The 26,677-nt window shown below is 70.0% G+C and carries 24 protein-coding genes; 10 read left to right on the top strand and 14 right to left on the bottom strand.

The window, feature by feature from the left end; genetic code table 11:
- Nucleotides 1-137 precede the first annotated feature (137 nt).
- The 3 genes from IE209_RS13735 to IE209_RS13725 are packed head-to-tail and all read right to left on the bottom strand — an operon-like array spanning nucleotide 138 to nucleotide 4,309.
- A complete protein-coding gene (locus IE209_RS13735; RefSeq protein WP_189687524.1) occupies nucleotides 138-1,127 on the bottom strand; it encodes a Bug family tripartite tricarboxylate transporter substrate binding protein in 990 nt (329 codons plus the stop codon).
- Complete coding sequence (locus IE209_RS13730; protein WP_189687523.1) at nucleotides 1,124-3,238, bottom strand: acetate--CoA ligase family protein; 2,115 nt, start codon at nucleotides 3,236-3,238, stop codon at nucleotides 1,124-1,126. Before IE209_RS13730 ends, IE209_RS13735 begins: the two co-directional genes overlap by 4 nt.
- Nucleotides 3,239-3,253: 15 nt before the next feature.
- A complete protein-coding gene (locus IE209_RS13725) occupies nucleotides 3,254-4,309 on the bottom strand; it encodes a porin (RefSeq protein WP_189687522.1) in 1,056 nt (351 codons plus the stop codon).
- A 110-nt stretch (nucleotides 4,310-4,419) separates the two neighbouring features.
- On the opposite strand from IE209_RS13725, the gene IE209_RS13720 reads away from it, so the two are divergent.
- Entirely contained in the window at nucleotides 4,420-5,151 is a 732-nt protein-coding gene (locus IE209_RS13720) for a Crp/Fnr family transcriptional regulator (RefSeq protein WP_229882839.1), read from the top strand.
- A 9-nt stretch (nucleotides 5,152-5,160) separates the two neighbouring features.
- On the opposite strand, the gene andR is transcribed toward IE209_RS13720, so the two are convergent.
- Nucleotides 5,161-6,159, bottom strand: coding sequence for an anthranilate 1,2-dioxygenase regulatory protein AndR (gene andR, locus IE209_RS13715; RefSeq protein ID WP_229882838.1), 999 nt, complete (start codon nucleotides 6,157-6,159; stop codon nucleotides 5,161-5,163).
- Between the two features lie 171 nt (nucleotides 6,160-6,330).
- Here andR and andAc point away from each other — a divergent pair, with 171 nt between their 5' ends.
- The 8 genes from andAc (at nucleotide 6,331) to IE209_RS13675 (ending at nucleotide 13,259) form a co-directional block, all read left to right on the top strand.
- Entirely contained in the window at nucleotides 6,331-7,617 is a 1,287-nt protein-coding gene (andAc, locus tag IE209_RS13710; protein ID WP_189687520.1) for an anthranilate 1,2-dioxygenase large subunit AndAc, read from the top strand.
- A 1-nt stretch (nucleotide 7,618) separates the two neighbouring features.
- Nucleotides 7,619-8,140: an anthranilate 1,2-dioxygenase small subunit AndAd gene (gene andAd / locus IE209_RS13705; RefSeq protein ID WP_189687519.1), complete on the top strand. Its 522-nt coding sequence runs from the start codon at nucleotides 7,619-7,621 to the stop codon at nucleotides 8,138-8,140.
- Nucleotides 8,141-8,330: 190 nt separating this feature from the next.
- Nucleotides 8,331-8,675, top strand: a complete 345-nt coding sequence (locus IE209_RS13700) for a non-heme iron oxygenase ferredoxin subunit (RefSeq protein WP_189687518.1) — start codon at nucleotides 8,331-8,333, stop codon at nucleotides 8,673-8,675.
- A gap of 23 nt (nucleotides 8,676-8,698) precedes the next feature.
- Nucleotides 8,699-9,889: an ABC transporter substrate-binding protein gene (locus IE209_RS13695; protein ID WP_189687517.1), complete on the top strand. Its 1,191-nt coding sequence runs from the start codon at nucleotides 8,699-8,701 to the stop codon at nucleotides 9,887-9,889.
- Nucleotides 9,890-9,912: 23 nt separating this feature from the next.
- The gene (locus tag IE209_RS13690; protein WP_189687690.1) at nucleotides 9,913-10,806 is read left to right on the top strand and encodes a branched-chain amino acid ABC transporter permease; all 894 of its coding nucleotides are present in this window, start codon (nucleotides 9,913-9,915) and stop codon (nucleotides 10,804-10,806) included.
- A gap of 7 nt (nucleotides 10,807-10,813) precedes the next feature.
- The gene (locus IE209_RS13685; protein ID WP_189687516.1) at nucleotides 10,814-11,782 is read left to right on the top strand and encodes a branched-chain amino acid ABC transporter permease; all 969 of its coding nucleotides are present in this window, start codon (nucleotides 10,814-10,816) and stop codon (nucleotides 11,780-11,782) included.
- The gene (locus IE209_RS13680) at nucleotides 11,779-12,540 is read left to right on the top strand and encodes an ABC transporter ATP-binding protein (protein ID WP_189687515.1); all 762 of its coding nucleotides are present in this window, start codon (nucleotides 11,779-11,781) and stop codon (nucleotides 12,538-12,540) included. Before IE209_RS13685 ends, IE209_RS13680 begins: the two co-directional genes overlap by 4 nt.
- A complete protein-coding gene (locus IE209_RS13675; RefSeq protein ID WP_189687514.1) occupies nucleotides 12,540-13,259 on the top strand; it encodes an ABC transporter ATP-binding protein in 720 nt (239 codons plus the stop codon). The genes IE209_RS13680 and IE209_RS13675 overlap by 1 nt, the downstream gene beginning before the upstream one ends.
- Here the strand turns inward: IE209_RS13675 and IE209_RS13670 are convergent.
- The 9 genes from IE209_RS13670 to IE209_RS13630 all read right to left on the bottom strand — a co-directional run bounded on the left by IE209_RS13670 (nucleotide 13,256) and on the right by IE209_RS13630 (nucleotide 24,781).
- On the bottom strand, nucleotides 13,256-14,176 hold the full coding sequence (locus IE209_RS13670; RefSeq protein ID WP_189687513.1) for a dihydrodipicolinate synthase family protein: 921 nt from the start codon (nucleotides 14,174-14,176) through the stop codon (nucleotides 13,256-13,258). The genes IE209_RS13675 and IE209_RS13670 overlap by 4 nt on opposite strands.
- A 7-nt stretch (nucleotides 14,177-14,183) precedes the next feature.
- Nucleotides 14,184-15,920 (bottom strand): IlvD/Edd family dehydratase, encoded by a 1,737-nt coding sequence (locus IE209_RS13665; RefSeq protein WP_189687512.1) that lies wholly within the window; start codon nucleotides 15,918-15,920, stop codon nucleotides 14,184-14,186.
- Between the two features lie 7 nt (nucleotides 15,921-15,927).
- Nucleotides 15,928-16,935, bottom strand: a complete 1,008-nt coding sequence (gene yjfF, locus IE209_RS13660; protein WP_189687511.1) for a galactofuranose ABC transporter, permease protein YjfF — start codon at nucleotides 16,933-16,935, stop codon at nucleotides 15,928-15,930.
- A complete protein-coding gene (locus tag IE209_RS13655) occupies nucleotides 16,932-17,969 on the bottom strand; it encodes an ABC transporter permease (RefSeq protein WP_189687510.1) in 1,038 nt (345 codons plus the stop codon). The genes yjfF and IE209_RS13655 overlap by 4 nt, the downstream gene beginning before the upstream one ends.
- A 340-nt stretch (nucleotides 17,970-18,309) precedes the next feature.
- Nucleotides 18,310-19,824 (bottom strand): sugar ABC transporter ATP-binding protein, encoded by a 1,515-nt coding sequence (locus IE209_RS13650; RefSeq protein WP_189687509.1) that lies wholly within the window; start codon nucleotides 19,822-19,824, stop codon nucleotides 18,310-18,312.
- Complete coding sequence (mmsB, locus tag IE209_RS13645; RefSeq protein WP_229882853.1) at nucleotides 19,821-20,990, bottom strand: multiple monosaccharide ABC transporter permease; 1,170 nt, start codon at nucleotides 20,988-20,990, stop codon at nucleotides 19,821-19,823. Before mmsB ends, IE209_RS13650 begins: the two co-directional genes overlap by 4 nt.
- A 50-nt stretch (nucleotides 20,991-21,040) precedes the next feature.
- Nucleotides 21,041-22,588 (bottom strand): multiple monosaccharide ABC transporter ATP-binding protein, encoded by a 1,548-nt coding sequence (gene mmsA, locus IE209_RS13640; RefSeq protein WP_189687507.1) that lies wholly within the window; start codon nucleotides 22,586-22,588, stop codon nucleotides 21,041-21,043.
- Between the two features lie 16 nt (nucleotides 22,589-22,604).
- The gene (chvE, locus tag IE209_RS13635; RefSeq protein ID WP_189687506.1) at nucleotides 22,605-23,669 is read right to left on the bottom strand and encodes a multiple monosaccharide ABC transporter substrate-binding protein; all 1,065 of its coding nucleotides are present in this window, start codon (nucleotides 23,667-23,669) and stop codon (nucleotides 22,605-22,607) included.
- A 146-nt stretch (nucleotides 23,670-23,815) separates the two neighbouring features.
- Nucleotides 23,816-24,781 carry an ABC transporter substrate-binding protein gene (locus IE209_RS13630; RefSeq protein ID WP_189687505.1) on the bottom strand — a complete coding sequence of 322 codons (966 nt, stop codon included), beginning with the start codon at nucleotides 24,779-24,781 and terminating at the stop codon, nucleotides 23,816-23,818.
- Nucleotides 24,782-24,937: 156 nt separating this feature from the next.
- On the opposite strand from IE209_RS13630, the gene IE209_RS13625 reads away from it, so the two are divergent.
- Nucleotides 24,938-25,885 (top strand): LysR family transcriptional regulator, encoded by a 948-nt coding sequence (locus IE209_RS13625; protein ID WP_189687504.1) that lies wholly within the window; start codon nucleotides 24,938-24,940, stop codon nucleotides 25,883-25,885.
- Here the strand turns inward: IE209_RS13625 and IE209_RS13620 are convergent, their stop codons facing one another.
- Nucleotides 25,886-26,671 carry an SDR family NAD(P)-dependent oxidoreductase gene (locus tag IE209_RS13620; RefSeq protein ID WP_189687503.1) on the bottom strand — a complete coding sequence of 262 codons (786 nt, stop codon included), beginning with the start codon at nucleotides 26,669-26,671 and terminating at the stop codon, nucleotides 25,886-25,888.
- Nucleotides 26,672-26,677 lie beyond the last annotated feature (6 nt).

Genomic DNA, 26,677 nt, shown 5'->3' with positions numbered 1-26,677 from the left:
GCCGCATGGCGCGGCGAGCGCGGTGCCGGCGGGTGCATAGCGGCCTCACCCACAAGGTGAGGGCAATCGAAGGGGTCAAGTCCCGTGTTCATGCGGCGTTCCAAAGGGCTGCGAGCGGTCAACTGCTGAATCTGGGTTCAGTCCAGCTTCACGCCGGTGGCCTGGATCAGCCGCAGCGCGAGGGGCAGCGACTGGCGGTAGGCGGCGTCCGCCTCCTCGGGCGTGTTGCCGACCGGCTCGGCGCCGAGTTCCTCGATGCGGCGGCTGACTTCGGGCTGGTGCACGACATCGGCCACCGCGCGGCCGAGCCTCGCCACCACCGCGTCGGGCGTGCGGGCCGGCACCATCAGCGAGGTCGGCCCGGTCTGGGCGTAGACCTCGTCGGGGTAGCCCTGCTCGGCAAAGGTCGGCACCGCGGGCAGCGCCCGTGCGCGCCGCGGGCCGGCCACGGCCAGCGCGCGCAGCTTGCCGGCGGCGATGTAGGGCTGCAGCGTGGTGACCGAGCCCACGGTCATCTGGATGGTGCCGGCGATCAGGTCGATCGCCATCGGTCCCTCGCCCTTGTAGGGCACGTGCAGGGTCTTGAGGCCGTAGGTCCTGTCCATGTAGACCTGGATCTGGTGCGGCTGCGTGCCGGGCCCCCAGGATCCCATGGCGTAGCGGCCCGGGGCCTGCCGCAGCACGGCCAGCAGGCTCTTGACGTCCTGCGCGGGCACCGAGGGATGGACCGCGAGCACGGTGCGCATGGTCGCGACGTCCGAGACCATGCGCAGGTCGGTGCGCGGGTCGTAGGGCAGCTTGCCGTACAGCGCAAGGTTGGCGGCCACCGGGGCCGGCGTGGTCAGCAGCAGCGTGTGGCCGTCGGGCGCGCTCTTGGCCACATGGTCGGTGCCGATGATGCCGCCCGCGCCGCTGCGGTTCTCCACCACCACGGGCTGGCCCAGCTTTTTGGCCAGGCCTTCGGCCAGCAAGCGCGCGAGCGTGTCGGTCGAGCCGCCGGGCTGGTACTGCACGACGATGCGGATCGGCTTGGACGGGTAGTCGGGGTCGGCGGCACCTGCCGTGCCGAGCCTGCCCAGGGGCAGCAGCGCGAGGGCGCCGTGCAGAAGATGGCGGCGGCGCGTCATGCGGCGCTCCCGACGATGAGCGCGTCCACGGCCACGCAGCCGCCCTCGCCCACCGGCCGCGCGATCAGCGGATTGATCTCGGCGCTGGCCAGCGTGTCGCCGGCGCGCAGCGCGAAGTCCGCGAGGGCCTGCAGCGCGGCGGCCAGGGCGTCCCGGTCCACCGGCGGGCGGCCGCGCGCGCCGTCCAGGATGGCGGCGCCGCGCAGCTCGCCGAGCATGGCCTGCGCATCGCCGGGCGCCAGCGGCAGCGGGCGCAGCACCACGTCGCGCAGCGTCTCCACATGGATGCCGCCCAGGCCGAACATGAGGATGGGACCGAACACCGGGTCGCGGTGCACGCCGGCGATGCACTCCACACCGCCGCCCTCCACCATGCGGGCCACGAGCGCGCCGTCCAGCCGCGCCGCGGGCAGTGCGGCCCGGGCGCTGGCGCGCGTGGCTTCGAACGCGGCACGCACCTGCGCCGCGCCCTGCAAGCCCAGCGCCACGCCGCCCACGTCGGACTTGTGCGCGATGCCGGCGCTGACGATCTTCAACGCCACCCTGCCGCCCAGGGCCTCGGCCGCCGCCGTGGCCGCGTCGGCGCTGTGCACCACGCGGTGGGCCACCACGGGCACGCCGGCCTCGGCCAGCAGCGCGAGCGCGGCCGGCTCGGACAGCGCGCCGGGCGCCAGCGCCAGCGCAGGGCCCGTGGACGCCGCGACCGGCGCCACCGCGCCAGGCGCGGGCAGGCCCGCCAGCGCCGCGACCGTGCGGATGCCGTCCGACGGGTCCGCGAACACCAGGCAGCGCATGGCCTCCAGCTCGGCGCGGCGCTCGGGCGCCAGCAGCGTGCTGACGGCCAGCAGCGTGTCGGGATAGGCCTCGCGCAGGGCAGCCACCAGCGAGCGCAGCACGGGCCAGAACGCGTCCGATGCGCCGGCCGCCGCGAGGAAGCCCATCCACGAGGCGAAGCGCTGGTCGTCCAGCATCAGGCGCGCGGCACGCTCCATGAGCGAGAGGTCGTTCGTGACCTGGCCCGTGATGTCCACCGGGTTGCGCGGCGCCGCGAACGGCACCCAGTCGCGCAGGCGGTCCTGCGCGGCCTGGCCGAGCGGCCGCACGTCCAGGCCCTGGGCCGAGGCGTCGTCGGCCATCAGCGCGCCGACGCCGCCCGACAGCGTGAACAGGCCGATCGAACGGTCGCGCGGACGCCCGGCCACGGCCGCGCTGTGGGCCAGGTCGAAGAACTCGGTCAGCGTGCGGGCGCGCAACACGCCATAGCGGCGGAACACCGCGTCGTAGACGGCGTCGTCGCCGGCCAGCGCGGCCGTGTGCGAGGCCGCGGCCTGTGCGCCGAGCGCGGTGCTGCCGACCTTGACCATGACCACCGGCTTGCCCGCCGCCTGCGCCAGCGCCAGCGCGGCGCGCAGCCGCGGGCCGTCGCGGCAGCCCTCGATGTAGCCCATGATCACGTCGGTGCCCGGGTCCTGCGCGAGCCAGGCCAGGCAGTCGGCCAGCTGCACGTCGGCCTCGTTGCCGGTGGTGGCCCACAGCGACAGGCCGACGCCGCGCGCGCGCGCCATCGCATAGGCGTAGGCGCCGAACGCACCCGACTGGCTGACCAGCCCGATGCGGCCGGGCTGCACGCGGCCCACGTTGGGCGCCGGTGAGAAGGTGGCGTACACATGGCGCGCCACGTTCATGAAGCCCAGGCAGTTCGGCCCGATCAGCCGCACGCCGGCCGCGCGCGCCCTGGCACCCAGGCGGGCCTGCGCCGCCGCGCCCTCGGCGCCGACCTCGGCGAAGCCCGAGGAGAACAGCACCACGCCCTTGGCACCGGCCTGCACGGCGTCGTCGAAGGCACTGTCCACGAGCGGCGCGGGCACGGCCAGGATGGCCAGGTCCACCGGCCGGCCGATGGCCTGCACGCTGGGCCAGGCCGGCAGCTCCTGGATGCGCTCGGCATGCGGGTTGACGGGGTACACGGCGCCGTCGAAGCCGAAGCGGCGCTGGTAGTCGATGGGGATGCCGCCGATCTTCTGCGCGCTGGTCGAGGCGCCGACCACCGCGATCGAACGCGGTGCGAACAGGGCGGACAGCCCGGCGTCCTGGGATGCGAAGAGGTCCATGCGATGGGCTCCGGTTCAGAAGTTGTGGCGGATGCCGGCGGCCAGCACGCGCACGCCGTTGCCGCTGTCGGCCACGACGGGCACGCCGGCCAGCGTGGCCGAGGCGCCGCCGCGGTTGGCCAGCCCCAGCCAGCGCGCGTACAGCGCCGTGCGCTTGCTCAGGTGGTGGTCGTAGCCCAGCGTCCAGGCCAGCTGCGCGCGCTCGCTGCCGCTGAGCTTGCGCTGGGCGGCTTCGAGGACGAGGCTGGAGAACGGCGTCACGGGGTAGGAGGCTCCCAGGCTCAGCAGGCGTGCATCGGGCGCCGCCGCATGGCGGACCGTGGTGCGCATGGCATGGGCGTAGAGCGTCAGATCGGCCAACTGGTAGCTCGCGCTGAGCGCGTGGTAGGTCGTCACCGCCGGCACGGCCACCGGTGCCGCCCCGCTGCCGGAGCGCGCACGCTGAAAGCCATAGGCCACATACCAGGGCTTGGCCGACCAGCCGAAGGTGGCGCCCTTGAACTCGCCGCTGCGCCGGCTCGGCTCCGATGCCTTGCTGGGTGCATAGGCGATGTCCGCGAGGAAGGGGCTGCTGGCTGGTGTGCGGTAGCGCAGCATGCCGCTGGCGCGCGCCGCGAAGGGGCTGATGCCGGGCTGCGCATCGGTGACCGACACCAGGTTCAGCGGCGAGAACACGGCGTTCACGCCGTAGGGATCGGCCCGGAACAACGTGTAGAACATCGGCGTGTACATGCGGCCCGCGTCGATCTGGCCCCAGGGGCCGGAGATGCCCACGAAGGCCTGGCGCGAGAACGCCAGGCCCGGGCCGGGCAGCGTGCCGGCGCCGGTCTCGGGGTCGTAACCGGCCTCCAGCAGGAAGTGCGCATCGAGGCCGCCGCCCAGGTCCTCGGTGCCGCGAAAACCAATGCGCGATGCGGTGTGGCCGCCCTCCTTGAGGCCCGTGGTCGCGGCACCGCCCGAAGTGGCCCGCGTCAGCGCCAGATCGACCGTGCCGTAGATCGCCACGTTGCCCTGCGCCCAGGCACCGCCCCACGCCGCGAGCGCGATCACCGCGCCGGCTGTCTTGTTCATCCGTCTTGTCTCCGTTGGTCTGTAGTGCGCCCAACGATAGAAATGCCCGCCGAACGAATCTGTCAACGCATTGACAGATTTGCGAACATCGCGCCCGGGAGAACCCTGTGATGCCCCCCTTGCCCATCCCCGACGAAGCCACCGACAGCCGCGCGCTGATCGCGCGCGGGCTGCGTCTGATCGAACTGTTCAGCAGCTGGCCGGACCAGCGGCTGGACGAGCTCATGCGCTCGGCGCGGCTGGAGCGCTACACGCGGCGCACGCAGCTGCTGTCGCAGGATCCGCTCCGGCGCGAGCTGATGGCCGTGGTTTCGGGCTGCCTGGAGATCAGCAGCAGCAGCCGGCACGGCCGCAAGTACGTCAATGCCTTGCTGGGTCCCGGCCAGGTGGCACCGCTGGTGCGCCTGCTCGAGGACGTGCCGCTGCCCTACGACTACCACGCCCACGAGGACTCGGTCATCGTGCACCTGCCCTGCGACGCCGTGGTCGCCGTGCTCGACGCCGAGCCCGTGCTGTGGCGCGGCGTGGCCCGGCTGGGCCTGCGGCGCCAGCGCCAGAGCATCGCGCTGTTGCAGAACCAGATGCTGGCGCCCGTGCCCGGCCGCGTGGCGGCCACGCTGCTGAGTCTGGCGGAACTCTACGGTGCCCAGCAGGACGAGGGTGGGCTGGACCTGCGCGTGCGGCTGTCGCAGAACGACCTGGCCTCCATGCTCACGCTGTCACGCCAGACCATCAACAAGGAACTGGGGCGCCTGGTCGCGCAAGGCGTGATCGAGCTCAGCTACAAGCGCATCGCCATCCTCGACGCGCAGGCCCTGCGCCGCATCGCCACCGCGCCCTGAGCCGCGGTCTCAAGCCCGCTGGCGCAGCGTGGCCGAGGGCGCCTCGCCGAAGCGCTGCGCATAGGCCTGGGCGAAGCGGCCCAGGTGCGTGAAGCCGCAGTCCAGCGCCACCGTGGCCACCGTGGTGCCGGCCTGCGGTTCGCGCAGCCGGCGGTGCGCCACGTCGAGCCGCAGCGCGCGGAGGTACGCCATGGGCGTGCAGGCGCGCTCGCGCTGGAAGGCGTCCTGCAGCGTGCGCACGGACACGCCGGCGGCCTCGGCGATGTCGCCCATGCGCAGCGGCGCGTCGGCGTGCTCGCGCATGTAGGCCTCGGCTCGGCGCACGCAGGCGCGGCCGCCCTGCCCCGGCCGCACGACGGGCGCGGTCGGCACTTCCTCCCAGGGCTGGCCGGCCAGCAGCAGCTGCACCAGCAGGCGCTCCATCTCCAGCGCCACCAGCGGGTGCGCCTGCACGGCCGCCAGCATGGGCTCGGCATTGAGCAGCAGCTGCAGTTGCTGCAGCCAGGCCTGCAAGGCCGGCCGGCGCAGATCGAACGCGGCGTCGAAGCGGATCGCGCGGCCCGCGTGCGCCTCCAGCATGCGGCGGTCCAGCCGCAGCACCAGCTGCTCGGCATCGGCCGACAGCGCGGCCACGAAGCGCTCGCCCGGCGCGCAGGCCATGCCCTGCAGGCCGCGCGTCTGCAGGGCCTGGCCGCCCACCAGCGTGTCGGCCTGGCCGCGCAGGCAGAACATCAGCAGGTGGTAGTCCTCCACGTGCGCCACGTCCACGCGCATGGCCTCGCCGAAGGCGATGGTGCCGATGCCGATGCCGCCCACGTTGAGGTAGTCCATGTGGGCCCGGCCGCCGCGCGGCCGCGCGATGGGTTGCAGGCCGTGGGGCTGCATCACGCGCGAGATGCGCGTGCGCGTGTCCTCCAGGTCCTCGGACTCGAACAGGCGGCGCGCGCGCAGCAGCGCGGGCTCGAACACGGCGCAGGCGGCTGGACGGGATGTCTGGCTGGTCAACACGGCGTGGTCTGGCGCAAGAAGCGCGCCAGCACGCGGTGGCCGCAGATCGCTGCGCAAAGCGGACAGGCGCCGCCCGCCCCTGCGCGAAGCGGATCGCCAGACGCCCCCCGGTCTTCGAAGAATGGCTTCCACGCGCTGCCACCGTGCGGCGCACCGCCACAGGACCCCCGCATGAACCATCCCGTCGACATCAGTGCACTGAAATCGATCAAAGCCACGGCCGAGGCGGCCGCCCTGGTGCACTTTCCGCAGCCCGATGGCTCGCGCGTGCCCTACGCCGTGTTCAGTTCGCAGCAGGTGTTCGAGCGCGAGCAGGAACGCATCTACCGCGGCCCGACCTGGAGCTTCGTCGCGCTGGACGCGGAGATCCCCCATGCCGGCGACTACAAGAGCACGTTCGTGGGCGACACCCCGGTCGTCGTCACGCGCCTGGACGACGGCGGCGTGGCCGCCTGGGTCAACCGCTGTGCGCACCGCGGCGCCATGGTCTGCCGCCATGCGCGAGGCAACGCGAGGACGCACACCTGCGTCTACCACCAGTGGAGCTTCGACGCGCGCGGCAACCTGCAGGGTGTGCCGTTCCGCCGCGGCAAGGACGGCGCGCCCGGCATGCCGGCCGACTTCGACCCCAGGAACCACGGCCTGCGCCAGCTGCGCGCCGAAAGCTACCAGGGCCTGGTGTTCGCCAGCTTCAGCGACGCCGCACCGCCCCTGGCCGAGTACATCGGCCCGCAGATGGCGCCCTGGGTCGACCGCGTCATGCACAAGCCGGTGGTCTACCTCGGTTGCACGCGCCAGTATGCGCGCTCGAACTGGAAGCTCTACTACGAGAACGTCAAGGACCCGTACCACGCCAGCCTGCTGCACCTGTTCCACACCACCTTCAACATCTTCCGCGTGGGCATGAAGGCGCGCTCCATCGCCGACGCGCGGCACGGCCTGCACAGCATCATCACGGCCACCAAGGCCGACGAGAGCGACACCGCCACGGCCTACAAGCAGCAGGCCATCCGCTCCATGGACGAGGGCTTCCACCTCGAGGACGACTCGGTGCTGGGCTTCGTCTCGGAATTCGAGGAAGACTGCACCAACCACATCCAGACCATCTTCCCGCAGCTCGTGCTGCAGCAGATCCACAACACGCTGGTGGCGCGCCAGGTGCTGCCCAAGGGGCCCGGCGAATTCGAGCTGGTCTTCCACTTCTTCGGCTACGCCGACGACACGCCAGAGCTGCGCGCGCTGCGCATCAAGCAGGCCAACCTGGTCGGCCCGGCCGGCTACATCTCCATGGAAGACACCGAGGCCACCGAGCTGGTGCAGCGCGGCACGGCCCGCGATGCCGACGCCACCTCGGTCATCGAGCTGGGCCGCTCCGACCCCACGCGCGAGGACACCATGGTCACCGAGAACCTGATCCGCAAGTTCTGGACCGGCTACCAACAGCTCATGGGGTATTGAGATGACGACGACGCTGGCAGAACGCACCACCACCGCCACCACCCCATCGCTCGACAGCCTGCTGCTCTGGTTCGAGATCCACCAGCTGAACGAGCGCTACTGCGCCGCGCTGGACAACGACCGCCTGGAGGAATGGACCACGCTGTTCACCGAGGACTGCCTCTACGAGATCGTGCCCCGGGAGAACGCCGACCTGGGCCTGCCCATCGGCCTCATCCACTGCACCAACCAGCGCATGCTGCGCGACCGCGTGGTCTCGCTGCGCCACGCCAGCATCTACGAGGACCACAGCTGCCGCCACATGACCAGCGGTCTGGTACTCGCCCCGCACGGCGACGGCAGCGTGCAGGCCGAATCGAGCTACGTCGTCGTCCAGACCCGCACCAACGGCGAGAGCTTCGTCTACCAGGCCGGCCGCTACCTGGACCGCATCGTGCGCACGCCGGCCGGCTGGCGCTACGCCCAGCGCCGGGTCGTCTACGACACCTCGCGCGTCATCACCCTCCTCGCCACCCCGATATGAAAACACCCCCGTTTGAACTTCTCACTGCGTGTAGAAGTTCCATCCCCCCTCAAGGGGGCGCCGCCAGCGGCCGGGCAGAGCCCGTTCCGCGGCGTCTGCCCGCATGGCCTGCTCCGCGGCCTTTGGACCATTGGCTTGCGAGCCGGCTGCGTGGACCGCTGGTGGCGCGTCAGCGCCATGGACATTTGACATGAGCACCACCACCGTCCTCCAACCCGCGACCTGGACCGACGTGGGCGCGCCCGACGACTTCCCCGACGGCGCGGTCTGGCCCGTCGTGGCCGGTGGCATGCCGATTGCTATGTTCCGGCAAGGGGAGTCGCTGCATGCGCTGCACGACCTGTGCACGCATGGCAACGCCCGGCTGTCCGACGGCTACGTCGAAGACGGCCGCATCGAATGCCCGCTGCACCAGGGCCTGTTCGACATCTGCACCGGTGCAGCCTGCGGCGGCCCGGTGACCGAGGACGTGCGCAGCTATCCGGTCCGCGTGCGCGACGGCCGCGTCGAGGTCGCCACGCCGCTGCTCCCCTGATCTGTCCATCCCACGGAGTGTCCATGCCCGCATCGAAGAGCTTTTTCCATCCGCGCCACGCCGGCGCCCTTGTGGCGCTGACGCTGGCCGGCAACGCTGCCCTGGCCGCCGACCCCATCAAGGTCGGCCTGGCGCTGGACATCTCCGGCCCCTTCGCGGCCGGCGGCGCCGAGACGCGCGACGCCATCAACCTGGCCATCAAGCTGCTGGATGGCAAGCTCGGCGGCTACCCGGCCGAGTTCCTGCAGGCCGACACGGCCGGCAGCCCCGACCAGGCCAAGCAGGTCGTGGACCGATTCCTCCAGCGTGACAAGATCGACTTCTTCACCGGCCCCACGCCGTCCAACGTGGCGCTGGCCGTGGGCCCGGCGCTGTTCGCGGCCAAGGTGCCCTTCATCACGAGCAACCCGGGCCCCAGCCAGTACGCCGGCGCGCAGTGCAACCCCTACTTCTTCGGCCAGAGCTACCAGAACGACACCTGGGACGAAGCGGCCGGCCAGTGGGCCACCGACAAGGGCCTGAAGACCTCCTTCATCGTCGCGCCCAACTACCCGGCCGGACGCGACCACCTGACCGGCTACAAGCGCTTGTACAAGGGCGAGGTGGTGGCCGAGGTCTACACCAAGGTCGGCCAGCTCGACTACGCGGCCGAACTGGCGCAGATCCGCGCGGCCAAGCCCCAGGCCGTGTACTTCTTCCTGCCCGGCGCCATGGGCATCAACTTCATCAAGCAGTTCGTGGCGGCCGGCCTGTCGCGCGACATCCAGCTCGTCACCGGCCCGGCCTCGGCCGACGAGGACACCATCGCTGCCGTGGGCGAGCCCATGCTGGGCCTGTTCTCCACGTCGCAGTACTCGCACGACGTGCCGAACGCGGCCAACCAGAAGTTCGTCGCCGAGTTCCGCAAGGCTTACAAGCGCTACCCCACCTTCTACGCCGCCCAGGCCTACGACGCCATCCTCGCCATGGACGCCGCCGTGCGCGACGTGAAGGGCAATGTGAAGGACCGCGCCGCCGTGCTGAAGGCGCTCAAGGCCGCCAACTTCGCCTCCATCCGCGGGCCGTTCAAGTACGGCAACAACAACTTCCCGATCCAGGACTACTACCTGCGCGTGATCGGCAAGGACCCGGAAGGCAACATCACGAACAAGACGCTGTCCACGCCGCTCAAGGGCTACCAGGACGCCTACCACCAACTCTGCAAAATGAAGTGACGGCCACCCTCTTCATCGAACAGATGCTCAACGGCATCGGCTACGGCCTGATGCTGTTCCTGCTGGCCGCCGGGCTCACGCTGGTGTTCGGCATCATGGACGTCATGAACCTGGCGCACGGCTCGCTGTTCATGGGCGGGGCCTACGTGGCCGCCAGCGTGCACACGCAGACCGGCTCCTTCGTCGGCGCGCTGCTCGCGGCGCTGGCCGCGGTGGTGCTGGTCGCGCTGGCGCTGGAGGCCCTGCTGGTGCGCCGGCTCTACGGGCGCGACCATCTGTCGCAGGTGCTGGCCACCTTCGGCATCATCCTGATCGCCGACGACCTCGTGAAGATGGCCTGGGGTCCCTCGCCCATCATGGCCTCGGCGCCGGCCGCGCTGGCCGGCCCGGTGGAGCTGATCCCCGGCCTGCCCTACCCGGCCTACCGCTTCGTGATCCTGGCGGCCGGCGTGCTCGTGGCGCTGGCCCTGTACGGGCTCGTCAACCACACGCGCGTGGGCATGCTGGTGCGCGCCGGCGCCTCCAACCGCGCCATGGCCGAGTGGATGGGCGTGCGCGTGGACCGCGTGTTCTCGCTCGTGTTCCTGCTCGGCGCGGCGCTCGCGGCCCTGGCCGGCGCGCTGATGGGGCCCCTCACGGCCGTGCAGGTGGGCATGGGCGAGGAGATCCTGATCCCCTCGCTCGTGGTGCTGGTCATCGGTGGCATCGGCTCGGTGCGCGGCGCCTTCGTGGCGGCCATGCTGGTCGGCCTGGTCGACACCATCGGCCGCGCCTTCGTGCCCATGGCGCTGCGCAGCGTGCTGCCGCCCACGCTGGTGTCCGACCTCGCGCCGCTGGTCGCGGGCCTGGCCACCTATGCGCTGATGGCCGGCGTGCTGGCCTTCAAACCCACCGGCCTGTTCCCCGCCCGCGGCTGACCATCCCATGCGTTCCTCGCTGTCCCGCTGGCTGCCCTGGGCCGTGTTCGCCCTGCTCGCGGCCTTTCCGCTGCTGGCCCCGCTGCTGGGGCTGGACTACTACATCAACTTCGTGCGCCGTGCGCTCGTCTTCGCGCTGGCCGCGGCCAGCCTGAATTTCATCCTGGGCTACGGCGGCCTCGTGGCGCTGGGCCACATGGGCTTCGTGGGCGTGGGCGCCTACACGCTGGTGGCGCTGGCCGATGCCGGCCAGACCTCGGCCTGGCTGCTGTGGCCGGCCGCGATGGCGGTGGCGGGCGGCATGGCCGCGCTGATCGGGCTGGTGGCGCTGCGCACGCGTGGCGTGTACTTCATCATGATCACGCTGGCCTTCGCGCAGATGCTGTACTTCGTCGCGGTGGCGCTGCGCGCCTACGGTGGCGACGACGGCTACAACCTCATGGAGCGGCCGCAGTTCGGCCTGGGCCTGGACAGCGCGCACGAACCCACCTTCTACTGGGTCGTGCTGCTGCTGTTCGCGGCCGCGATGGCCTTGCTCAACCGGGCCACCGTCTCGCGCTTCGGCCATGCCTTGATGGGCATCCGCGACAACGAGACGCGCATGCAGGCCATGGGCTTTGCGGTGTTCCGGCTGCGGCTGGCGGCCTTCGCCATGGCAGGCGCGCTGGCCGGCCTGGCCGGTGCGCTGCTGGTCTCGCACAACAGCTTCGTGAGTCCGCAGCTCATGCACTGGACGCAATCGGCCACGCTGGTCGTGATGGTCGTCATCGGCGGCGTGGGCCGGCGCTGGGGCGGACCGGTGGGCGCCGCGGTCTGGATCGGGCTCGAAGAGCTGGTCAAGCTGCACACCGAGTACTGGCACCTGCCGCTGGGCGTGCTGCTGATCGCCATCGTGTTCCTGGCGCCCAAGGGGCTGGCCAGCGTGCTGGAGCGGCGTCCTGCCCGGAGCACGCCGCTGCAGGAGGTCTTGCCATGAGCTTCTTCCAGGTCGAAGGACTCGTCAAACGCTTCGGCGCACTGCTGGCCACGGACCATGTCTCCTTCACGGTGCAGCCCGGCGAGATCCATGCACTGATCGGCCCCAACGGCGCCGGCAAGTCCACGCTCGTGAACCTGGTCTCGGGCCTGATGCCGCCCGACGCGGGCCGCGTGCTGCTCGACGGCCAGGACCTCACGCGCCTGCCCATGCACGCGCGCGTGCGCGCCGGCCTGTCGCGCTGCTTCCAGATCACGAGCATCTTCCGCGAGGCCACCGTGCGCGACAACCTGCTGCTGGCAGCCCAGGCCCATGCGGGCTCCAGCTTCGGCCTGCTGCACGACCGGCGCCACGAGCGCCCGCTGGCGGAGACGGCCCAGTCGCTGGCCGAGCGCGTGGGCCTCGCCGCGGACCAGCACCGCGTGGCCGGCACCCTGCCCCACGGCGCCCAGCGCAAGCTCGACGTGGCGCTGGCCCTGGCCGCCAACCCCAAGCTGCTGCTGCTCGACGAGCCCATGGCCGGCATGGGCCCCGAAGACTCCGAACGCATGACCGAACTGATCCGCCAGCTCCAGCGCGACATGGCCATCCTCCTGATCGAGCACGACATGAAGGCCGTGTTCGCGCTGGCCGACCGCATCTCGGTGCTGGTCTACGGCAAGGTCCTGCTGTCGGGCGATGTGGACGCGATCCGCGGCAATCCGCAGGTGCAGGCCGTCTACCTGGGCACCGAAGAACCGGCCGGAGCACCCGCCTGATGGCCGCCCCGGAACCCATCCTGCAGGCACGTCAACTGCAGGCCGGCTACGGCGCGAGCCAGGTGCTGTTCGGCGTGGATCTGGACATTCCCGCGGGCCAGGTCGTGACCCTGCTGGGCCGCAACGGCATGGGCAAGAGCACCACGATCAAGACGCTGATCGGCGCGCTCGCGCTGCGCGGCGGCAGTGTGCGTTTCGGCGGCCAGCCGCTCGCGGGCCTGCGCGCCGACGCCATCGCGCGGCTGGGCATCGCCATCGTGCCCGAAGGCCGCCAGTGCTTTCCCAACCTCACGGTGCGCGAGCACCTGCTGGCCTTCGCCGACCAGCGCAACGGCCAGCGCGGTGGCTGGGACCTGGCCCGGCTCTACGCGCTGTTCCCGCGCCTGAAGGAGCGGGAGCAGAACATGGGCAACCAGCTCTCGGGCGGCGAGCAGCAGATGCTGGCCATCGCGCGCGCGCTGTCGACCAACCCGCGCCTGCTGATCCTGGACGAGGCCACCGAGGGCCTCGCGCCCGTCATCCGCGAGGAGATCTGGCGCTGCCTGGCGCGGCTCAAGGCCGATGGCCAGACCACGCTGGTGGTCGACAAGTACATCGAGCGCCTGCTGCCACTGGCCGACCACCATGTGGTGCTGGAGCGCGGCCGCGTGGTCTGGCAGGGCGATTCGGCCGCGCTGGACGGCGACCGCGCTGTGTGGGGGCGCTACCTCGGCGTTTAACGCCCCCAGCGCAGCACCAGTGGATCGAGCCGCCGGGCCGTCTCGAGCAGGCCCTTGCGCACCTGCGGGTGCATGGCCGGCCAGGGCGCGCGCGGGGCGTCGCAGGCGATCACGCCGCCCTCTTGCATCAGCGCCTTGGCCGCGAGGAAGCCGGCCTGGCGGTTCTCGTAGTTGATCAGCGGCAGCCAGCGCGTGTACTGCGCCACCGCCTCTTCGCGGTTGCCGGCCGTGTACGGGTCCATGATCTGCCGGATGCCGTCGGGGTAGCCACCGCCCGTCATCGCGCCGGTGGCGCCGGCATCCAGGTCGGGGATCAGCGTGATGGCCTCCTCGCCGTCCCAGGGCCCTTCGATGGCCTCACCGCCCAGGCGGATCAGCTCGCGCAGCTTGCTGGCCGCGCCGGCCGTCTCGATCTTGAAGTAGCTCAGGTGCTCGATCTCTTGCGCCATGCGCGCGAGAAAGGCCGCCGACATGGGCGTGCCGGCGGCCGGCGCATCCTGCACCATGATGGGAATGTCGATCGCGTCCGACAGCGCGGCGTAGAAGCCGTGGATCTGCGCCTCGCCCACGCGGAAGGTGGCGCCATGGTAGGGCGGCATGACCATGACCATGGCCGCGCCCATGTCCTGCGCGCGGCGGATGCGCTCGGCGCAGACCTTGGTGGAGAAGTGCGTCGTCGTCACGACCACGGGCACGCGGCCGGCCACATGCTCGAGCACGGTGCGCGTGAGCAGCTCGCGCTCCTCGTCGGCGATCAGGAACTGCTCGGAGAAGTTGGCCAGGATCGCCAGGCCGTGCGAGCCTGCGTCGATCATGAAGTCGACGCAGCGCTTCTGGCTGGCCAGGTCCAGGCTGCCGTCCTCGTGGAAGGTGGTGGGAACGACGGGGAAGACGCCTTGGTAGCGTGGTGCGGTCATGGTTTCCTCAATGTGAATGGCGTGGCACGTCGGCGCCGCGGCAGCCGACCAGGAAGTCGAAGTCGCAGCCCTCGTCGGCCTGCAGCACGTGTTGCACGTAGAGCCCGGCGTAGCCGCCGCGCGCAGGCGGGGCCTCGCGCGCGGCCTGCGCGGCGCGATCGGCCAGGCGGCGTGCCAGTTCTTCGTCGGAGATGTCCAGGTGCAGCCGGCCGCCCGCGCAGTCCAGCTCGATCCAGTCGCCGTCTTCCACGGCCAGCAGCGGGCCGCCCGCGCCCGCTTCGGGCGCCACGTGCAGCACGACCGTACCATAGGCCGTGCCGCTCATGCGCGCGTCCGAGATGCGCACCATGTCCTTGATGCCTTGGCGCAAGAGCTTGGGCGGCAGGCCCATGTTGCCGACCTCGGCCATGCCGGGGTAGCCGCGCGGGCCGCAGTTCTTGAGCACCAGCACCGAATCGGCGTCCACCTCCAGCGACTCGTCGACGATGCGCGCCTTGTAGTGCTCCAGGTTCTCGAACACCACGGCGCGGCCGCGGTGCTGCAGCAGCGCCGGCGTGGCGGCCGAGGGCTTGAGCACGGCGCCACGCGGCGCCAGGTTGCCGCGCAGGATGCGCATGCCGCCGTCGGGCAGCAGCGGCTTGGCGAGCGGGCGGATCACCTCGTCGTCGTAGCTGGGCGCATCCTTCACGTTGTCCCACAGGGTCTGGCCGTTGACGGTCAGCGCCTCGGGATGCGGCAGCAGGCCGTGTTCGCCCAGGCGGCGCAGCACGGCCGGCAGGCCGCCCGCGTAGTAGAACTCCTCCATCAGGAAGCGGCCCGAGGGCATCAGGTCGACCAGCGTGGGCGTGCCGGCGCCGATGCGTGTCCAGTCCTCCAGCTCCAGCGGCACGCCGATGCGGCCGGCGATGGCCTTCAGATGGATCACGGCGTTGGTCGAGCCGCCGATGGCCGCGTTCACGCGGATCGCATTCTCGAAGGCCTGGCGCGTGAGGATCTTGGACAGGCTGAGCCCCTCGCGCGCCATCGCCACGGCACGCGCGCCCGACATCTGCGCCAGCACGTAGCGCCGCGCATCCACCGCCGGGATCGCTGCGTTGTGCGGCAGCGAGGTGCCCAGCGCCTCGGCCATGCAGGCCATGGTGGACGCCGTGCCCATGGTGTTGCAGGTGCCGGCCGAGCGGCTCATGCCGCCTTCGGCCGCCAGGAACTGGTGCAGGTTGATCTCGCCGGCCTTCAGCGACTCGTGCAGCTGCCACACGGCCGTGCCGGAGCCGATGTTGCGGCCCTCCAGCTTGCCGTTCAGCATGGGCCCGCCCGTGACCACGATGGCCGGGATGTCGCAGCTGGCCGCGCCCATCAGCAGCGCGGGCGTGGTCTTGTCGCAGCCGGTCAAGAGCACCACCGCGTCGATGGGGTTGCCGCGGATGGCCTCCTCCACGTCCATGCTGGCCAGGTTGCGCGTGAGCATGGCGGTGGGCCGCAGGTTGGATTCGCCGTTGGAGAACACCGGGAACTCCACCGGAAAGCCGCCCGCCTCCGAGATGCCGCGCTTGACATGCTCGGCGATCTTGCGGAAGTGCGCGTTGCACGGCGTCAGCTCCGACCAGGTGTTGCAGATGCCCACGATGGGCCGGCCGTCGAACTCGTGGTCGGGGATGCCTTGGTTCTTCATCCAGCTGCGGTACATGAAGCCGTTCTTGTCGGCCGTGCCGAACCATTCGCTGGAGCGCAGTTTCTTGGTCATGGAGATCTCACCGGTGGGGGCTGCGCGCCGTGATGAAGCGCTGCAGCAGACAGAACACGAACAGCAGCGCGCCCACGACGATGCGCGTCCACCACGAGCTCAGCGTGCCGTCGAAGGAAATCAGCGTCTGGATGATCCCGAGCATCAGCACGCCGAACAGCGTGCCGGCCAGGTAGCCCACGCCGCCCGACAGCAGCGTGCCGCCGATCACGACCGCGGCGATCGCGTCGAGCTCCAGCCCCAGCGCGTGCAGGCCGTAGCCCGACAGCATGTAGAAGGTGAACAGCACGCCGGCCAGCGCCGAGCACAGGCCCGACAGGGCGTACACGCCCACCAGCGTGCGCCGCACGGGCAGGCCCATGAGCCGCGCCGACTGCTCGTTGCCGCCGATGGCGTAGACCGTGCGGCCGAACGGCGTCCAGTGCGCGATGTAGATCGCCAGCGCCAGCACCACCAGCGCGATCACCGCCGAGAGCGACAAGGAGGTCTCGCCCGGCAGCGGGATGCGGATCTGCGCCAGGTCCGAGTACGCCTCGCTCGTGATGCTGATCGAGTCGATGCTGATGAGATAGCACAGCCCGCGCGCGAGGAACATGCCGGCCAGCGTGACGATGAAGGGCTGCAGCCGAAAGCGCTCGATCAAGAGGCCCATGAAGCCGCCGAACAGCGTGCCCATCACGAGCACCAGCGGGATCGTGGCCGCGGGGCTCCAGCCATGCCGCTCGACCAGCAACGCCGAGACCATGGTGGTCAGCGCGATGACCGAGCCCACCGAGAGGTCGATGCCCCCGGTCAGGATCACGAAGCTCATGCCGATCGCCACCACCAGCACGAAGGCGTTGTCGATCAGCAGGTTCAGAAACACCTGGGCCGAGAAGAAGCCGTCGTAGCGCAGCCCGCCCAGCGTGGCCACGGCCACGAACAGCGAGATGGTGGCGGCCAGCGGCAGGTACTTGGGGTCCAACCGCGGCGCCTGCGCGGCGGCCACCAGGGGCGGCGCGGGCACGCTGCTCATCGCAGGCCTCCCGCGGGCCGCACGGCCAGCACGCGCAGCGTGGTGCGGAACTCGGCCGATTGCAGCAGCATCACGGCGAACACCACGACGGCCTTGACCACGAGGTTGATCTCGGGCGGCACGCCCAGCGAGTAGATGGCGTAGGTCAGCGTCTGGATGATCAGGGCGCCGATCACGCTGCCCACCAGGCTGAAGCGCCCGCCCGTCAGCAGCGTGCCGCCCAGCGTCACGGCCAGGATGGCGTCCAGTTCCAGCAATTGGCCGGCGTTGTTGGCATCGGCGCTCTTGATGTTGGAGCTGATGAGCAGCCCGGCCAGCCCTGCGCACAGGCCGCAGACCGCGTAGGTGCCCAGCACCAGCCGCCGCGTCTGCACGCCTGCCACGCGCGCGGCCGTTGGATTGATGCCGACCGACTGCATGAACAGGCCCAGTGCGGTGCGCGTGGCCGCCAGGTACAGCGCGCCGAACACCGCAGCCACCACGAACACCGAGAACGGCAGGCCCAGCAGGTAGCCGCCGCCCAGGAAGAAGAAGGGCTTGTGGTAGACCGTGAGGATCTGCCCGTCGGTGATGAGTTGCGCGATGCCGCGGCCGGCCACCATCAGGATCAGCGTGGCGATGATGGGCTGCATGCCCACACCGGCCACGAGCACGCCGTTCCACAACCCACAGACCAGCGCCACGCCCAGCGCGGCCACGATGGCCAGCGGCAGGCCGAAGCGCGCCGTGCCGTCCACGTTGCCGCCGATGGTCCACGCTGCCACGGCTGCGCTGATGGCCACCACGGCGCCCACCGAGATGTCGATGCCGCGCGTGGCGATCACCAGTGTCATGCCCAGCGAGACCAGGATCAGCGGCGCCGCGCGGTTCAGGATGTCGATCAGGCTGCCGTAGAGGTGGCCCTCGCGCCATTCGATGCGCAGGAAGCCGGGGTTGAAGGCGGCGTTGACGGCGAGCAGGATGGCCAGCGTCACCAGGGGCCAGAGCAGGCGGTGCTGCATCCAGCGGTTTGAGATTGCGGAGGGCGCGCTCATGTGCGGGCCCTGCGCAGGTGTGGTGCGCGGGCCGAGGGCACCGGGTGGCCCCTTCCGCGAATGTCCCCCGCCAGGGCCGCAGGCGGCCCAGGCTCCTCCTTGATTTCGCTGCAGGGGCCACCCAGTACCCTCGACCCGGGGCACGTCGCGTCGTGCGGCGGCGTGCGACGCGACGCTGCCAGACCACGACGATGGTGTGCTCCACGCAGCGAAATCAAGGAGGAGGACTTGCCCGCCTTGCCGGCCCCAGGCCGGCAAGGCGGGCAAGGCCGGGGGACATTCGCGGAGTGGAGTACACCGTCGGCGCGGTCCACCCCCAAGCGCTCGCAAAAAGGGTCGGTCATGCACCCGCCGCAATCATCTCGTACACATCGTCCTCCGAACTGCCCGCAGGCAACTCCCCCACCTTGCGCCGGTCCCGCAGCACCACGATGCGGTGCGCCACGCGCACCACCTCGGCGATCTCCGACGAGATGAACACCACCGCCATGCCGGCCTCGGCCAGTTGCAGGATCTGCTCCATGATTTCCTGCTTGGCTGCCACGTCGATGCCGCGCGTGGGCTCGTCCAGGATCAACAGGCGCGGCGCAGTGGCGAGCCAGCGCGCGATCACGGCCTTTTGCTGGTTGCCACCCGAGAGCAGGCCGATGGGCGTCTCGATGCTGGCGGTCTTGATGCCCAGCTGCGCGACGAAGCGCTCGGCCAGCCGCGCCTGCTCGGCGCGCGGCAGGAACTTGCCCACGCCCATGCGCGCCTGCAGTGCCAGCGCGATGTTCTCGCGCACCGAGAGCTCGGCCACGATGCCGTCGGTCTTGCGCTCTTCGGGGCACAGTGCCAGGCCCGCGGCAATCGCGTCCGAGGGGCTCGCAAAGCGCACCACCTGGCCGTCGATGGCCAGCGTGCCACGGTCCGGCGTCTCCAGGCCGAACAGCAGGCGCGCGAGTTCGGTGCGGCCGGCGCCCAACAGGCCAGCCAGGCCCACCACCTCGCCAGCGCGCACCTGCAGGTCGATGGGCTGCAATTGCGCAGCCTGGCCCAGGCCTTCGGCGCGCAGCAAGGGTACGGTGCGGGCCTCGGCCGTCTGCGCGGGCGCGGGCCGGGCCTGCGCGGCGGCCAGCTCGCGCCCCAGCATGGCAGCGATCAGCGCGGGCGCCGGCAGTTCGGCCACGGGCCACTCCCCCACCCAGCCACCGTTGCGCAGCACCGTGATGCGGTCGGACACGGCGTAGACCTGGTTCATGAAATGCGTGACGAAGACGATGGCCAGCCCCTCGTCGCGCAGCTGGCGCAGCACGGCGAACAGCTTGCGGACCTCGTCGTCGTCCAGGCTGGAAGTGGGCTCGTCCAGGATCAGCACGCGCGCCTGCACGCCCAGGGCCCGCGCGATGGCCACCATCTGCTGCACGGCCACCGGGTAGCTGGACAGCAGCCGTGTCACGTCGATGGCCAGGCCGATGCGCGCGAGCAGTTCGCGCGCCTGGGCGTGCACGGCCGCCCAGTCGATGCGCAGGCCACGGCGCGGGTAGCGCCCCGCGAACATGTTCTCGGCCACCGACAGGTTGGGGCACAGGTTCACCTCCTGGTAGACCGTGCTGATGCCCAGGCGCTGCGCGGCGATCGGCGAATCGGGCCGCACGCGTTCGCCGCCCAGCCGGATCTCGCCGCTGCTCGCCGGGAACACGCCGGTCAGCACCTTGATCAGCGTGGACTTGCCCGCGCCGTTCTGCCCCATCAGCGCATGGATCTCGCCGGGGTACAGGCGCAGCTGCACGTCGTCCAGCACCGCAATGTCGCCAAAGCGTTTGCCGATGCCCGACAGCTCCAGAACAGGATCCACCTGGGGCATGGTCGTCATGCCTTGTTCTTGTGGTAAACGTCGATGAACACCGCTGCCAGCAGCACCAGCCCCTTGATGACCTGCTGGTAGTCGATGCCGATGCCCAGGATGGACATGCCGTTGTTCATCACGCCCATGATGAACGCGCCGATCACCGCGCCCATGACCTTGCCGACGCCGCCCGAGGCCGAGGCGCCGCCGATGAAGCAGGCCGCGATCACGTCGAGCTCGAAGCCCAGCCCGGCCTTGGGCGTGGCGGTGTTGAGCCGCGCTGCGAACACCAGCCCGGCCAGCGCGGCCAGCACGCCCATGTTCACGAAGGTCAGGAACGACAGGCGCCGCGTGTCGATGCCCGACAGCCGCGCGGCCTTCTCGTTGCCGCCCAGCGCATAGATGCGCCGGCCGATGGTGCTGCGCCGCGTGACGAAATCGAACAGCAGGATCAACAGCGCCATCACCACCAGCACGTTGGGCAGGCCGCGGTACGAGGCCAGCAGCCACGCGAAGCCGATCAGGATCGCGGCGAACACCAGTGTCTTCGCCACGAAGAAGCCCGCAGGCTCGCTCGTGATGCCGTGCGCGCGCTGGCGCTGGCGTGCACGCCAGCCGGTCCACGCGAACAGCAGCGCAGCACCCATGCCCAGCAGCAGCGTGAACAGGCGCAGGCTCTGCTGGCCCGGCGTGGGCGGCGCGGCGAGCGGGTCGGGGATGAAGCCGCTGCTCAGGCCCTGGAACACCTCCGGAAACGGCCCCACCGACTGCCCGGCCAGCACCGCCAGCGCCAGGCCCTTGAACACCAGCATGCCGGCCAGCGTGACGATGAAGGACGGAATCCGCGCATACGCCACGAACCAGCCCTGCGCCGCGCCGATCGCGGCGCCGCAGGCCAGGCAGGCCAGCGTGGCCGGCAGCACGGGCCAGTCGTGCTGCACCATGAGCACCGCGGCCAGCGCGCCGACGAAGCCGCAGACCGAGCCCACCGACAAATCGATGTGGCCGGCCACGATCACGAGCAGCATGCCCAGCGCCATGATCACGATGTAGCTGTTCTGCAGCACCAGGTTGGTCAGGTTGAGCGGCTGCATCAGCGTGCCGTCCGTCACGACCTGGAAGAACACCATGATGGCCACCAGGCTCAGCAACATGCCGTATTCACGGACGTTGTGGCGCAGGAAGCTGCCCATGGAGGGCGATGGCACGACGGGGGCGGCGCGCGTGGGCAATGTCTCTTCTGTCATGTCAAGGCTTGCGGTTGCGGCGCGTGGGCTTTCAGGATCGCGGCCATGATGCGTTCCTGCGAGGCTTGCGCGGTGGGCATCTCGGCCACGAAGCGGCCTTCGTTCATCACGTAGATGCGGTCGGAGATGCCCAGCAGCTCGGGCATCTCGGACGAGATCACGACCACGCAGCGGCCCTGCGCCGCCAGTTCTGCGATCAGCGCGTAGATTTCGTACTTGGCGCCCACGTCGATGCCGCGCGTGGGCTCGTCCAGGATCAGCACCTTGGGCTCGGTGAACAGCCACTTGCCCAGCACCACCTTCTGCTGGTTGCCGCCCGAGAGGTTGAGCGTCTTCTGCAGCACGTTGGGGGTGCGGATGCGCATGGACTTTCGGTAGCGCTCGGCCACCGCATGTTCCTGCTCCTGCGAGATCACGCCGCCGCGCGACACACCGGGCAGGTTCGCCAGCGACGTGTTGAACTGGATGCTCTCGTCCAGCACCAGGCCCGCGCCCTTGCGGTCTTCCGTCACATAGGCCAGGCCATGCGCGATGGCCTTGCCGACCGTGCCCACGTCGACGGGCGTACCGTCCACCAGCACCTCGCCGCGGATCTGCCGCCCCCAGCTGCGGCCGAACACGCTCATCGCGAACTCGGTGCGGCCCGAACCCATGAGGCCGGCGATGCCGACCACCTCGCCGTGGCGCACGTTCAGGTTCAGGTCCTTGAGGAAATCGCGGTCCGGGTGCTCCGGGTGGCGGGCCGACCAGCCACGCACCTCGAAGCCGATGGCACCGATCTTCGGGGCGCGCGGCGGGTAGCGGTCGGCCATCGCGCGGCCCACCATGCCGCGGATCACGCGGTCTTCGCTGACGGGCTGGCCCTGGCAATCGATGGTTTCCACGCTGCTGCCATCGCGCAGGATGGTCACCGAGTCGGCCACGCGCGCGATCTCGTTGAGCTTGTGCGAGATCAGGATGCAGGTGATGCCCTGGGCGCGCAGGCCCATCAGCAGGTCCAGCAGCGCCGCGCTGTCGTTCTCGTTCAGGCTGGCCGTGGGCTCGTCCAGGATCAAGAGGCGCACCTTCTTGGACAGCGCCTTGGCGATCTCCACGAGCTGCTGCTTGCCCATGCCCAGCTCGCCCACATGCACCTGCGGCGATTCGCGCAGGCCCACCTTGTCCAGCAGCGCCTGGGTGCGGCCATGGGCCTGCACCCAGTCGATCACGCCGCGCGTGGCGACCTCGTTGCCCAGGAAGATGTTCTCGGTGATCGAGAGCATGGGCACCAGCGCCAGCTCCTGGTGGATGATGATGACGCCCGCGGCCTCGCTGTCGTGGATGCCGCCGAAGCGCTGCACGGCGCCGTCGTAGACGATGTCGCCCTCGTACTCGCCGTGCGGATAGACGCCCGACAGCACCTTCATGAGCGTGGACTTGCCCGCGCCGTTCTCGCCCACGAGGGCGTGGATCTCGCCCTCGCGGATGGCGAGGTCGACCCGGTCCAGCGCCACCACGCCCGGGAAGGTCTTGCGGATCGCCCGCATCTCCAGCAGCGTGCCCATGCCAGCCCCTGCCCGCTTACTTGATCTGCGAGGCCTTGTAGTAGCCGCTGCCGACCAGCACGGGCTCCCAGTTGCTCTTGTCCACCGTGACGGGCTTGAGCAGGTAGGAGGGCACGACCTTCACGCCGTTGTTGTAGGTCTTGGTGTCGTTGACCTCGGGCGTCTTGCCCGAGACCACGGCGTCCACCATGTTGGCCGCGACCTTGGCCAGCTCGCGCGTGTCCTTGAAGATGGTGGAGGTCTGCTCGCCGCGCAGGATGGACTTGACGGACTGCACCTCGGCGTCCTGCCCGCTCACGACGGGGCACGGGGTCTGCTTGGTGCAATAGCCCACGCCCTTGAGCGAGGACAGGATGCCGATGGACAGGCCGTCGTAGGGCGAGAGCACGGCATCGACCTTGGCGTTGCCGTAGAAGGCCGACAGCAGGTTGTCCATGCGCGCCTGCGCCACCGCGCCGTCCCAGCGCAGCGTGCCCACCTTGTCCATGCCCGTCTGTTTGCTGCGCACCACGAGCTTGCCGCTGTCGATGTAGGGCTTCAAGACCGACATCGCGCCGTCGTAGAAGAAGAAGGCGTTGTTGTCGTCGGGCGAGCCGCCGAACAGCTCGATGTTGAACGGGCCCTTGCCCTGCTTGAGGCCCAGCGCATCGACGATGGACATGGCCTGCAGAACGCCGACCTGGAAGTTGTCGAAGGTGGCGTAGTAGTCGACGTTCTTGGAGCCCTTGATGAGCCGGTCGTAGGCGATCACCTTGACGCCCTTGTCGGCCGCGTTCTGCAAGGCCTTGGACAAGGTGGTGCCGTCGATGGAGGCGATCACGAGCACCTTGGCGCCCTTGGTCACCATGTTCTCGATCTGCGCCAGCTGGTTGGGGATGTCGTCGTCGGCGTACTGCAGGTCGGTCTTGTAGCCGCGCTCCTTGAGCACCTTGACCATGTTGTTGCCGTCGTCGATCCAGCGGGCCGAGGACTTGGTGGGCATGGAGATGCCCACCATGCCCTTGTCCTGGGCCTGCGCCCAGGGCGCGATGGCCAGCACGGCGGCAGCGGCCGCCAGGGTCTTCAGGAATGTGCGTCGCATGTTGTGTTGTCCTTTTTGGCGAAACCTTGGCAATGGGGCGTGTCAGTGCGGGAAACACCGCGGAGCCGGCTCTGCCGGGCCGCTGGTGTTGCCCCCGGCAGGGGGTTGGCGAAGCGACACGAAGTGCGCGAAGACTGGGGGCGAGCCTAGTATTTCCGCTTGGGGAACTCGGCCGCGGCGGTCTCCATCGGGAAGATGCTCTCCACGGTCTCGATGCGCTTGGGGATGGTCTTGCCGGCCACGATGTCCTTGACCGCCGTCATGAGCTGCGGGCCCAGCAGCGGGCTGCACTCGACCGAGACGTTGAGCTTGCCGGCGATCATGGCCTCGAACGCGCCCTTCACGGCGTCGATGGAGATGATCACGATGTCCTTGGCGGGCTTGAGGCCGGCCTCCTCGATGGCCTGGATCGCGCCGATGGCCATGTCGTCGTTGTGCGCGTAGAGCACGTTGATGCCCTTGCCCTCGGCCTTCAGGAAGGCCTCCATGACCTCCTTGCCCTTGGCCCGCGTGAAGTCGCCGGTCTGGCTGCGCACGATCTTGAACTTGGGGTCGGCCTTGATGATTTCCTCGAAGCCCTTCTTGCGGTCGATCGCCGGGGCCGAGCCCACCGTGCCCTGCAGCTCGACGATGCGCACCTCGCCGCTCTGGCCCTTCATCTTCTCGACCAGCCAGCGGCCGGCCTTGCGGCCCTCTTCGACGAAATCCGAACCCATGAAGCTCACGTAGAGCGAGGTGTCCTTGGCGTTGACGGCGCGGTCGGTCAGGACCACCGGGATCTTGGCGGCCTTGGCCTCGCGCAGCACGTTGTCCCAACCCGATTCGACGACGGGCGAGAACGCGATCACGTCGACCTTCTGCGCGATGAAAGCACGGATGGCCTTGATCTGGTTCTCCTGCTTTTGCTGGGCGTCGGAGAACTTCAGTTCGATGCCGGCGTCCTTGGCCGCGCTCTTGATGGATTCGGTGTTGGCCGTGCGCCATTCGCTTTCGGCCCCCACCTGGCTGAAGCCCAGCACGATCTTCTTCTGCGCGAAGGCCTGGCCCGGCAGGGCGCTGGCAAGGGCGAGTGCCGCGGCGGCGGCAATGAGGTCTCTGCGGTTCTGTTGCATGGCGTTGTCTCCTGCGGGTTTGGTGAGGCGGTATCCGCGTCTTGCTATGCAGAACGCGACTTGCCGAGGCCGGGCGCCAGTGTAAGAATGAAAAATGTATCAATCCAATCGTTTTTTCGACAAAAGCGATATCAATTCAATCATCAGGAAAACCCGATGTCGCACTGGTTTCTGCAGGCCCGGCTGAAGACGCGCCAGCTGCTGCTGCTCTCTGCGCTGGCCGAGGAAGGCAACATCCACGGTGCAGCGCGCCAGCTCAACATGACGCAGCCGGCCGCCTCCAAGCTGCTCAAGGATCTGGAAGACGTGCTGGAGGTGCCGCTGTTCGAGCGGCTGCCGCGCGGCATGCGCCCGACCTGGTACGGCGAGACCATGATCCGCCATGCGCGCCAGGCGCTGGCCAGCCTGAACCAGGCGCACGAGGAGCTCAGCGCGCTGAAGGCCGGGCGCTTCGGCCAGGTCGCCGTGGGCGCGATCACCTCGCCCGCACTGGCACTGCTGCCGCCCGCCATCGCCATGGTCAAGCGCGAACAGCCCAGCCTGCGCGTGGTGCTGGAGATCGAGAACAGCCCGCCGCTGCTCGAGCGGCTGCGCCAGGGCAAGCTGGACATCGCGGTGGCGCGCTTCTTCGCGGGCGAGGACAAGACCAATCTGCGCTACGAGCCCGTGACGGGCGAGCCGGTCTGCGCCGTGGCGCGGCCGGGCCATCCGCTGGCCGGCGCGAGCGGGCTCACGCTCGCCGACGTGGTACAGGCCGGCTGGATCGTGCCGCCGGCCGGCAGCGTGCTGCGCCACCGCTTCGACCTGATGTTCCAGGAGGCCGGGCTGGAGCCGCCGTTCAACGTGATCGAGAGCGCGGCCATCCTGTTCATCACCCGCATGCTGCAGCAAAGCGACATGCTCTGCGTGGTGGCGACCGAGGTGGCGCGCTACTACGCGGCGCACGGCATCGTCAGCGTGCTGCCGCTGGACATGCCCTGCCACATGGACGATTTCGGCCTCATCACGCGCAGCGACCGGCTGCTCTCGCCCGGGGCCACGCTGCTCATGCAGGCGCTGCGCACGGCCGCGTTCTCGGCCTATGGCAAGCGCATGGAAGCCTGATCAGACCCAGCCTGCATCCACCGTGAACTCCTGCGCCGTGCACATCTTCGCGTCGTCCGAGGCCAGGAACAGCACCATGGCGGCGATGTCCTGCGGCGCCAGCTTGTCGGGCAGGCACTGGTTGCGGGCCAGTTCCTTCTCGCCCTCGGCGTCGAGCCAGAGCTGGATCTGCCGCTCGGTCATGACCCAGCCTGGGGACACCGTGTTGATGCGGATGCGGTCGGCGCCCAGCGTGCGCGCCAGGCCGCGCGTGAGCCCGTTGACCGAGGACTTGGCGATCGCATAGACGGGGTAGCCCGTGCCCTTGCCCTGCCAGCCCGTGGAGCCCAGGTTGACGATGGAGCCCGCGCCGAGCCGGCGCATGCCCGGCACCACGGACTGGATCGCGAAGAAGGCCGGCCGCTCGTTGATCGCGATGCGCTCGTCGTAGTAGGCCGGCGTGACCGACTCCAGCGTGTGGCGGTCGTCGCTGGCCACGTTGTTGACCAGCACGGAGAAGTCGCCCAGCGCGGCCTGCGCATCGGCGATGGCCGCCTGCAGGGCGGCGATGTCGCGCACGTCGCAGCGCCGCCACCAGACCGTGCCCTGGCCGGCCTGGGCGATGCCGTCGGCCAGCGCACGGCTGGGCGCCTCGGCCACGTCGACGAAGGCCACGTGCGCGCCCTGGGCCGCCAGCGCCGCGACGATGGCCGCGCCGATGCCGCTGCCGCCCCCCGTCACGAAGCAGTTGCGGCCGCGCAGGCTGGGGTAGGACGCCTTGCTGTCTCCGGCAGGTAGAGTTGACATATTCAT

This window comes from Pseudorhodoferax aquiterrae (assembly GCF_014652235.1).
In the GTDB taxonomy this organism is placed as follows: Bacteria; Pseudomonadota; Gammaproteobacteria; order Burkholderiales; family Burkholderiaceae_C; genus Pseudorhodoferax; species Pseudorhodoferax aquiterrae.
This window is presented reverse-complemented; position numbering and strand designations above follow the sequence as displayed.

Excerpts from the sequence above, each read along its gene's own strand:
- IE209_RS13735 (WP_189687524.1), bottom strand. The coding sequence starts at position 1,127 with ATGACGCGCCGCCGCCATCTTCTGCACGGCGCCCTCGCGCTGCTGCCC.
- IE209_RS13730 (WP_189687523.1), bottom strand. The coding sequence starts at position 3,238 with ATGGACCTCTTCGCATCCCAGGACGCCGGGCTGTCCGCCCTGTTCGCA.
- IE209_RS13725 (WP_189687522.1), bottom strand. The coding sequence starts at position 4,309 with ATGAACAAGACAGCCGGCGCGGTGATCGCGCTCGCGGCGTGGGGCGGT.
- IE209_RS13720 (WP_229882839.1), top strand. The coding sequence starts at position 4,420 with ATGCCCCCCTTGCCCATCCCCGACGAAGCCACCGACAGCCGCGCGCTG.
- andAc (WP_189687520.1), top strand. The coding sequence starts at position 6,331 with ATGAACCATCCCGTCGACATCAGTGCACTGAAATCGATCAAAGCCACG.
- andAd (WP_189687519.1), top strand. The coding sequence starts at position 7,619 with ATGACGACGACGCTGGCAGAACGCACCACCACCGCCACCACCCCATCG.
- IE209_RS13700 (WP_189687518.1), top strand. The coding sequence starts at position 8,331 with ATGAGCACCACCACCGTCCTCCAACCCGCGACCTGGACCGACGTGGGC.
- IE209_RS13695 (WP_189687517.1), top strand. The coding sequence starts at position 8,699 with ATGCCCGCATCGAAGAGCTTTTTCCATCCGCGCCACGCCGGCGCCCTT.
- IE209_RS13690 (WP_189687690.1), top strand. The coding sequence starts at position 9,913 with ATGCTCAACGGCATCGGCTACGGCCTGATGCTGTTCCTGCTGGCCGCC.
- IE209_RS13685 (WP_189687516.1), top strand. The coding sequence starts at position 10,814 with ATGCGTTCCTCGCTGTCCCGCTGGCTGCCCTGGGCCGTGTTCGCCCTG.
- IE209_RS13680 (WP_189687515.1), top strand. The coding sequence starts at position 11,779 with ATGAGCTTCTTCCAGGTCGAAGGACTCGTCAAACGCTTCGGCGCACTG.
- IE209_RS13675 (WP_189687514.1), top strand. The coding sequence starts at position 12,540 with ATGGCCGCCCCGGAACCCATCCTGCAGGCACGTCAACTGCAGGCCGGC.
- IE209_RS13670 (WP_189687513.1), bottom strand. The coding sequence starts at position 14,176 with ATGACCGCACCACGCTACCAAGGCGTCTTCCCCGTCGTTCCCACCACC.
- IE209_RS13665 (WP_189687512.1), bottom strand. The coding sequence starts at position 15,920 with ATGACCAAGAAACTGCGCTCCAGCGAATGGTTCGGCACGGCCGACAAG.
- yjfF (WP_189687511.1), bottom strand. The coding sequence starts at position 16,935 with ATGAGCAGCGTGCCCGCGCCGCCCCTGGTGGCCGCCGCGCAGGCGCCG.
- IE209_RS13655 (WP_189687510.1), bottom strand. The coding sequence starts at position 17,969 with ATGAGCGCGCCCTCCGCAATCTCAAACCGCTGGATGCAGCACCGCCTG.
- IE209_RS13650 (WP_189687509.1), bottom strand. The coding sequence starts at position 19,824 with ATGACGACCATGCCCCAGGTGGATCCTGTTCTGGAGCTGTCGGGCATC.
- mmsB (WP_229882853.1), bottom strand. The coding sequence starts at position 20,990 with ATGGGCAGCTTCCTGCGCCACAACGTCCGTGAATACGGCATGTTGCTG.
- mmsA (WP_189687507.1), bottom strand. The coding sequence starts at position 22,588 with ATGGGCACGCTGCTGGAGATGCGGGCGATCCGCAAGACCTTCCCGGGC.
- chvE (WP_189687506.1), bottom strand. The coding sequence starts at position 23,669 with ATGCGACGCACATTCCTGAAGACCCTGGCGGCCGCTGCCGCCGTGCTG.
- IE209_RS13630 (WP_189687505.1), bottom strand. The coding sequence starts at position 24,781 with ATGCAACAGAACCGCAGAGACCTCATTGCCGCCGCCGCGGCACTCGCC.
- IE209_RS13625 (WP_189687504.1), top strand. The coding sequence starts at position 24,938 with ATGTCGCACTGGTTTCTGCAGGCCCGGCTGAAGACGCGCCAGCTGCTG.
- IE209_RS13620 (WP_189687503.1), bottom strand. The coding sequence starts at position 26,671 with ATGTCAACTCTACCTGCCGGAGACAGCAAGGCGTCCTACCCCAGCCTG.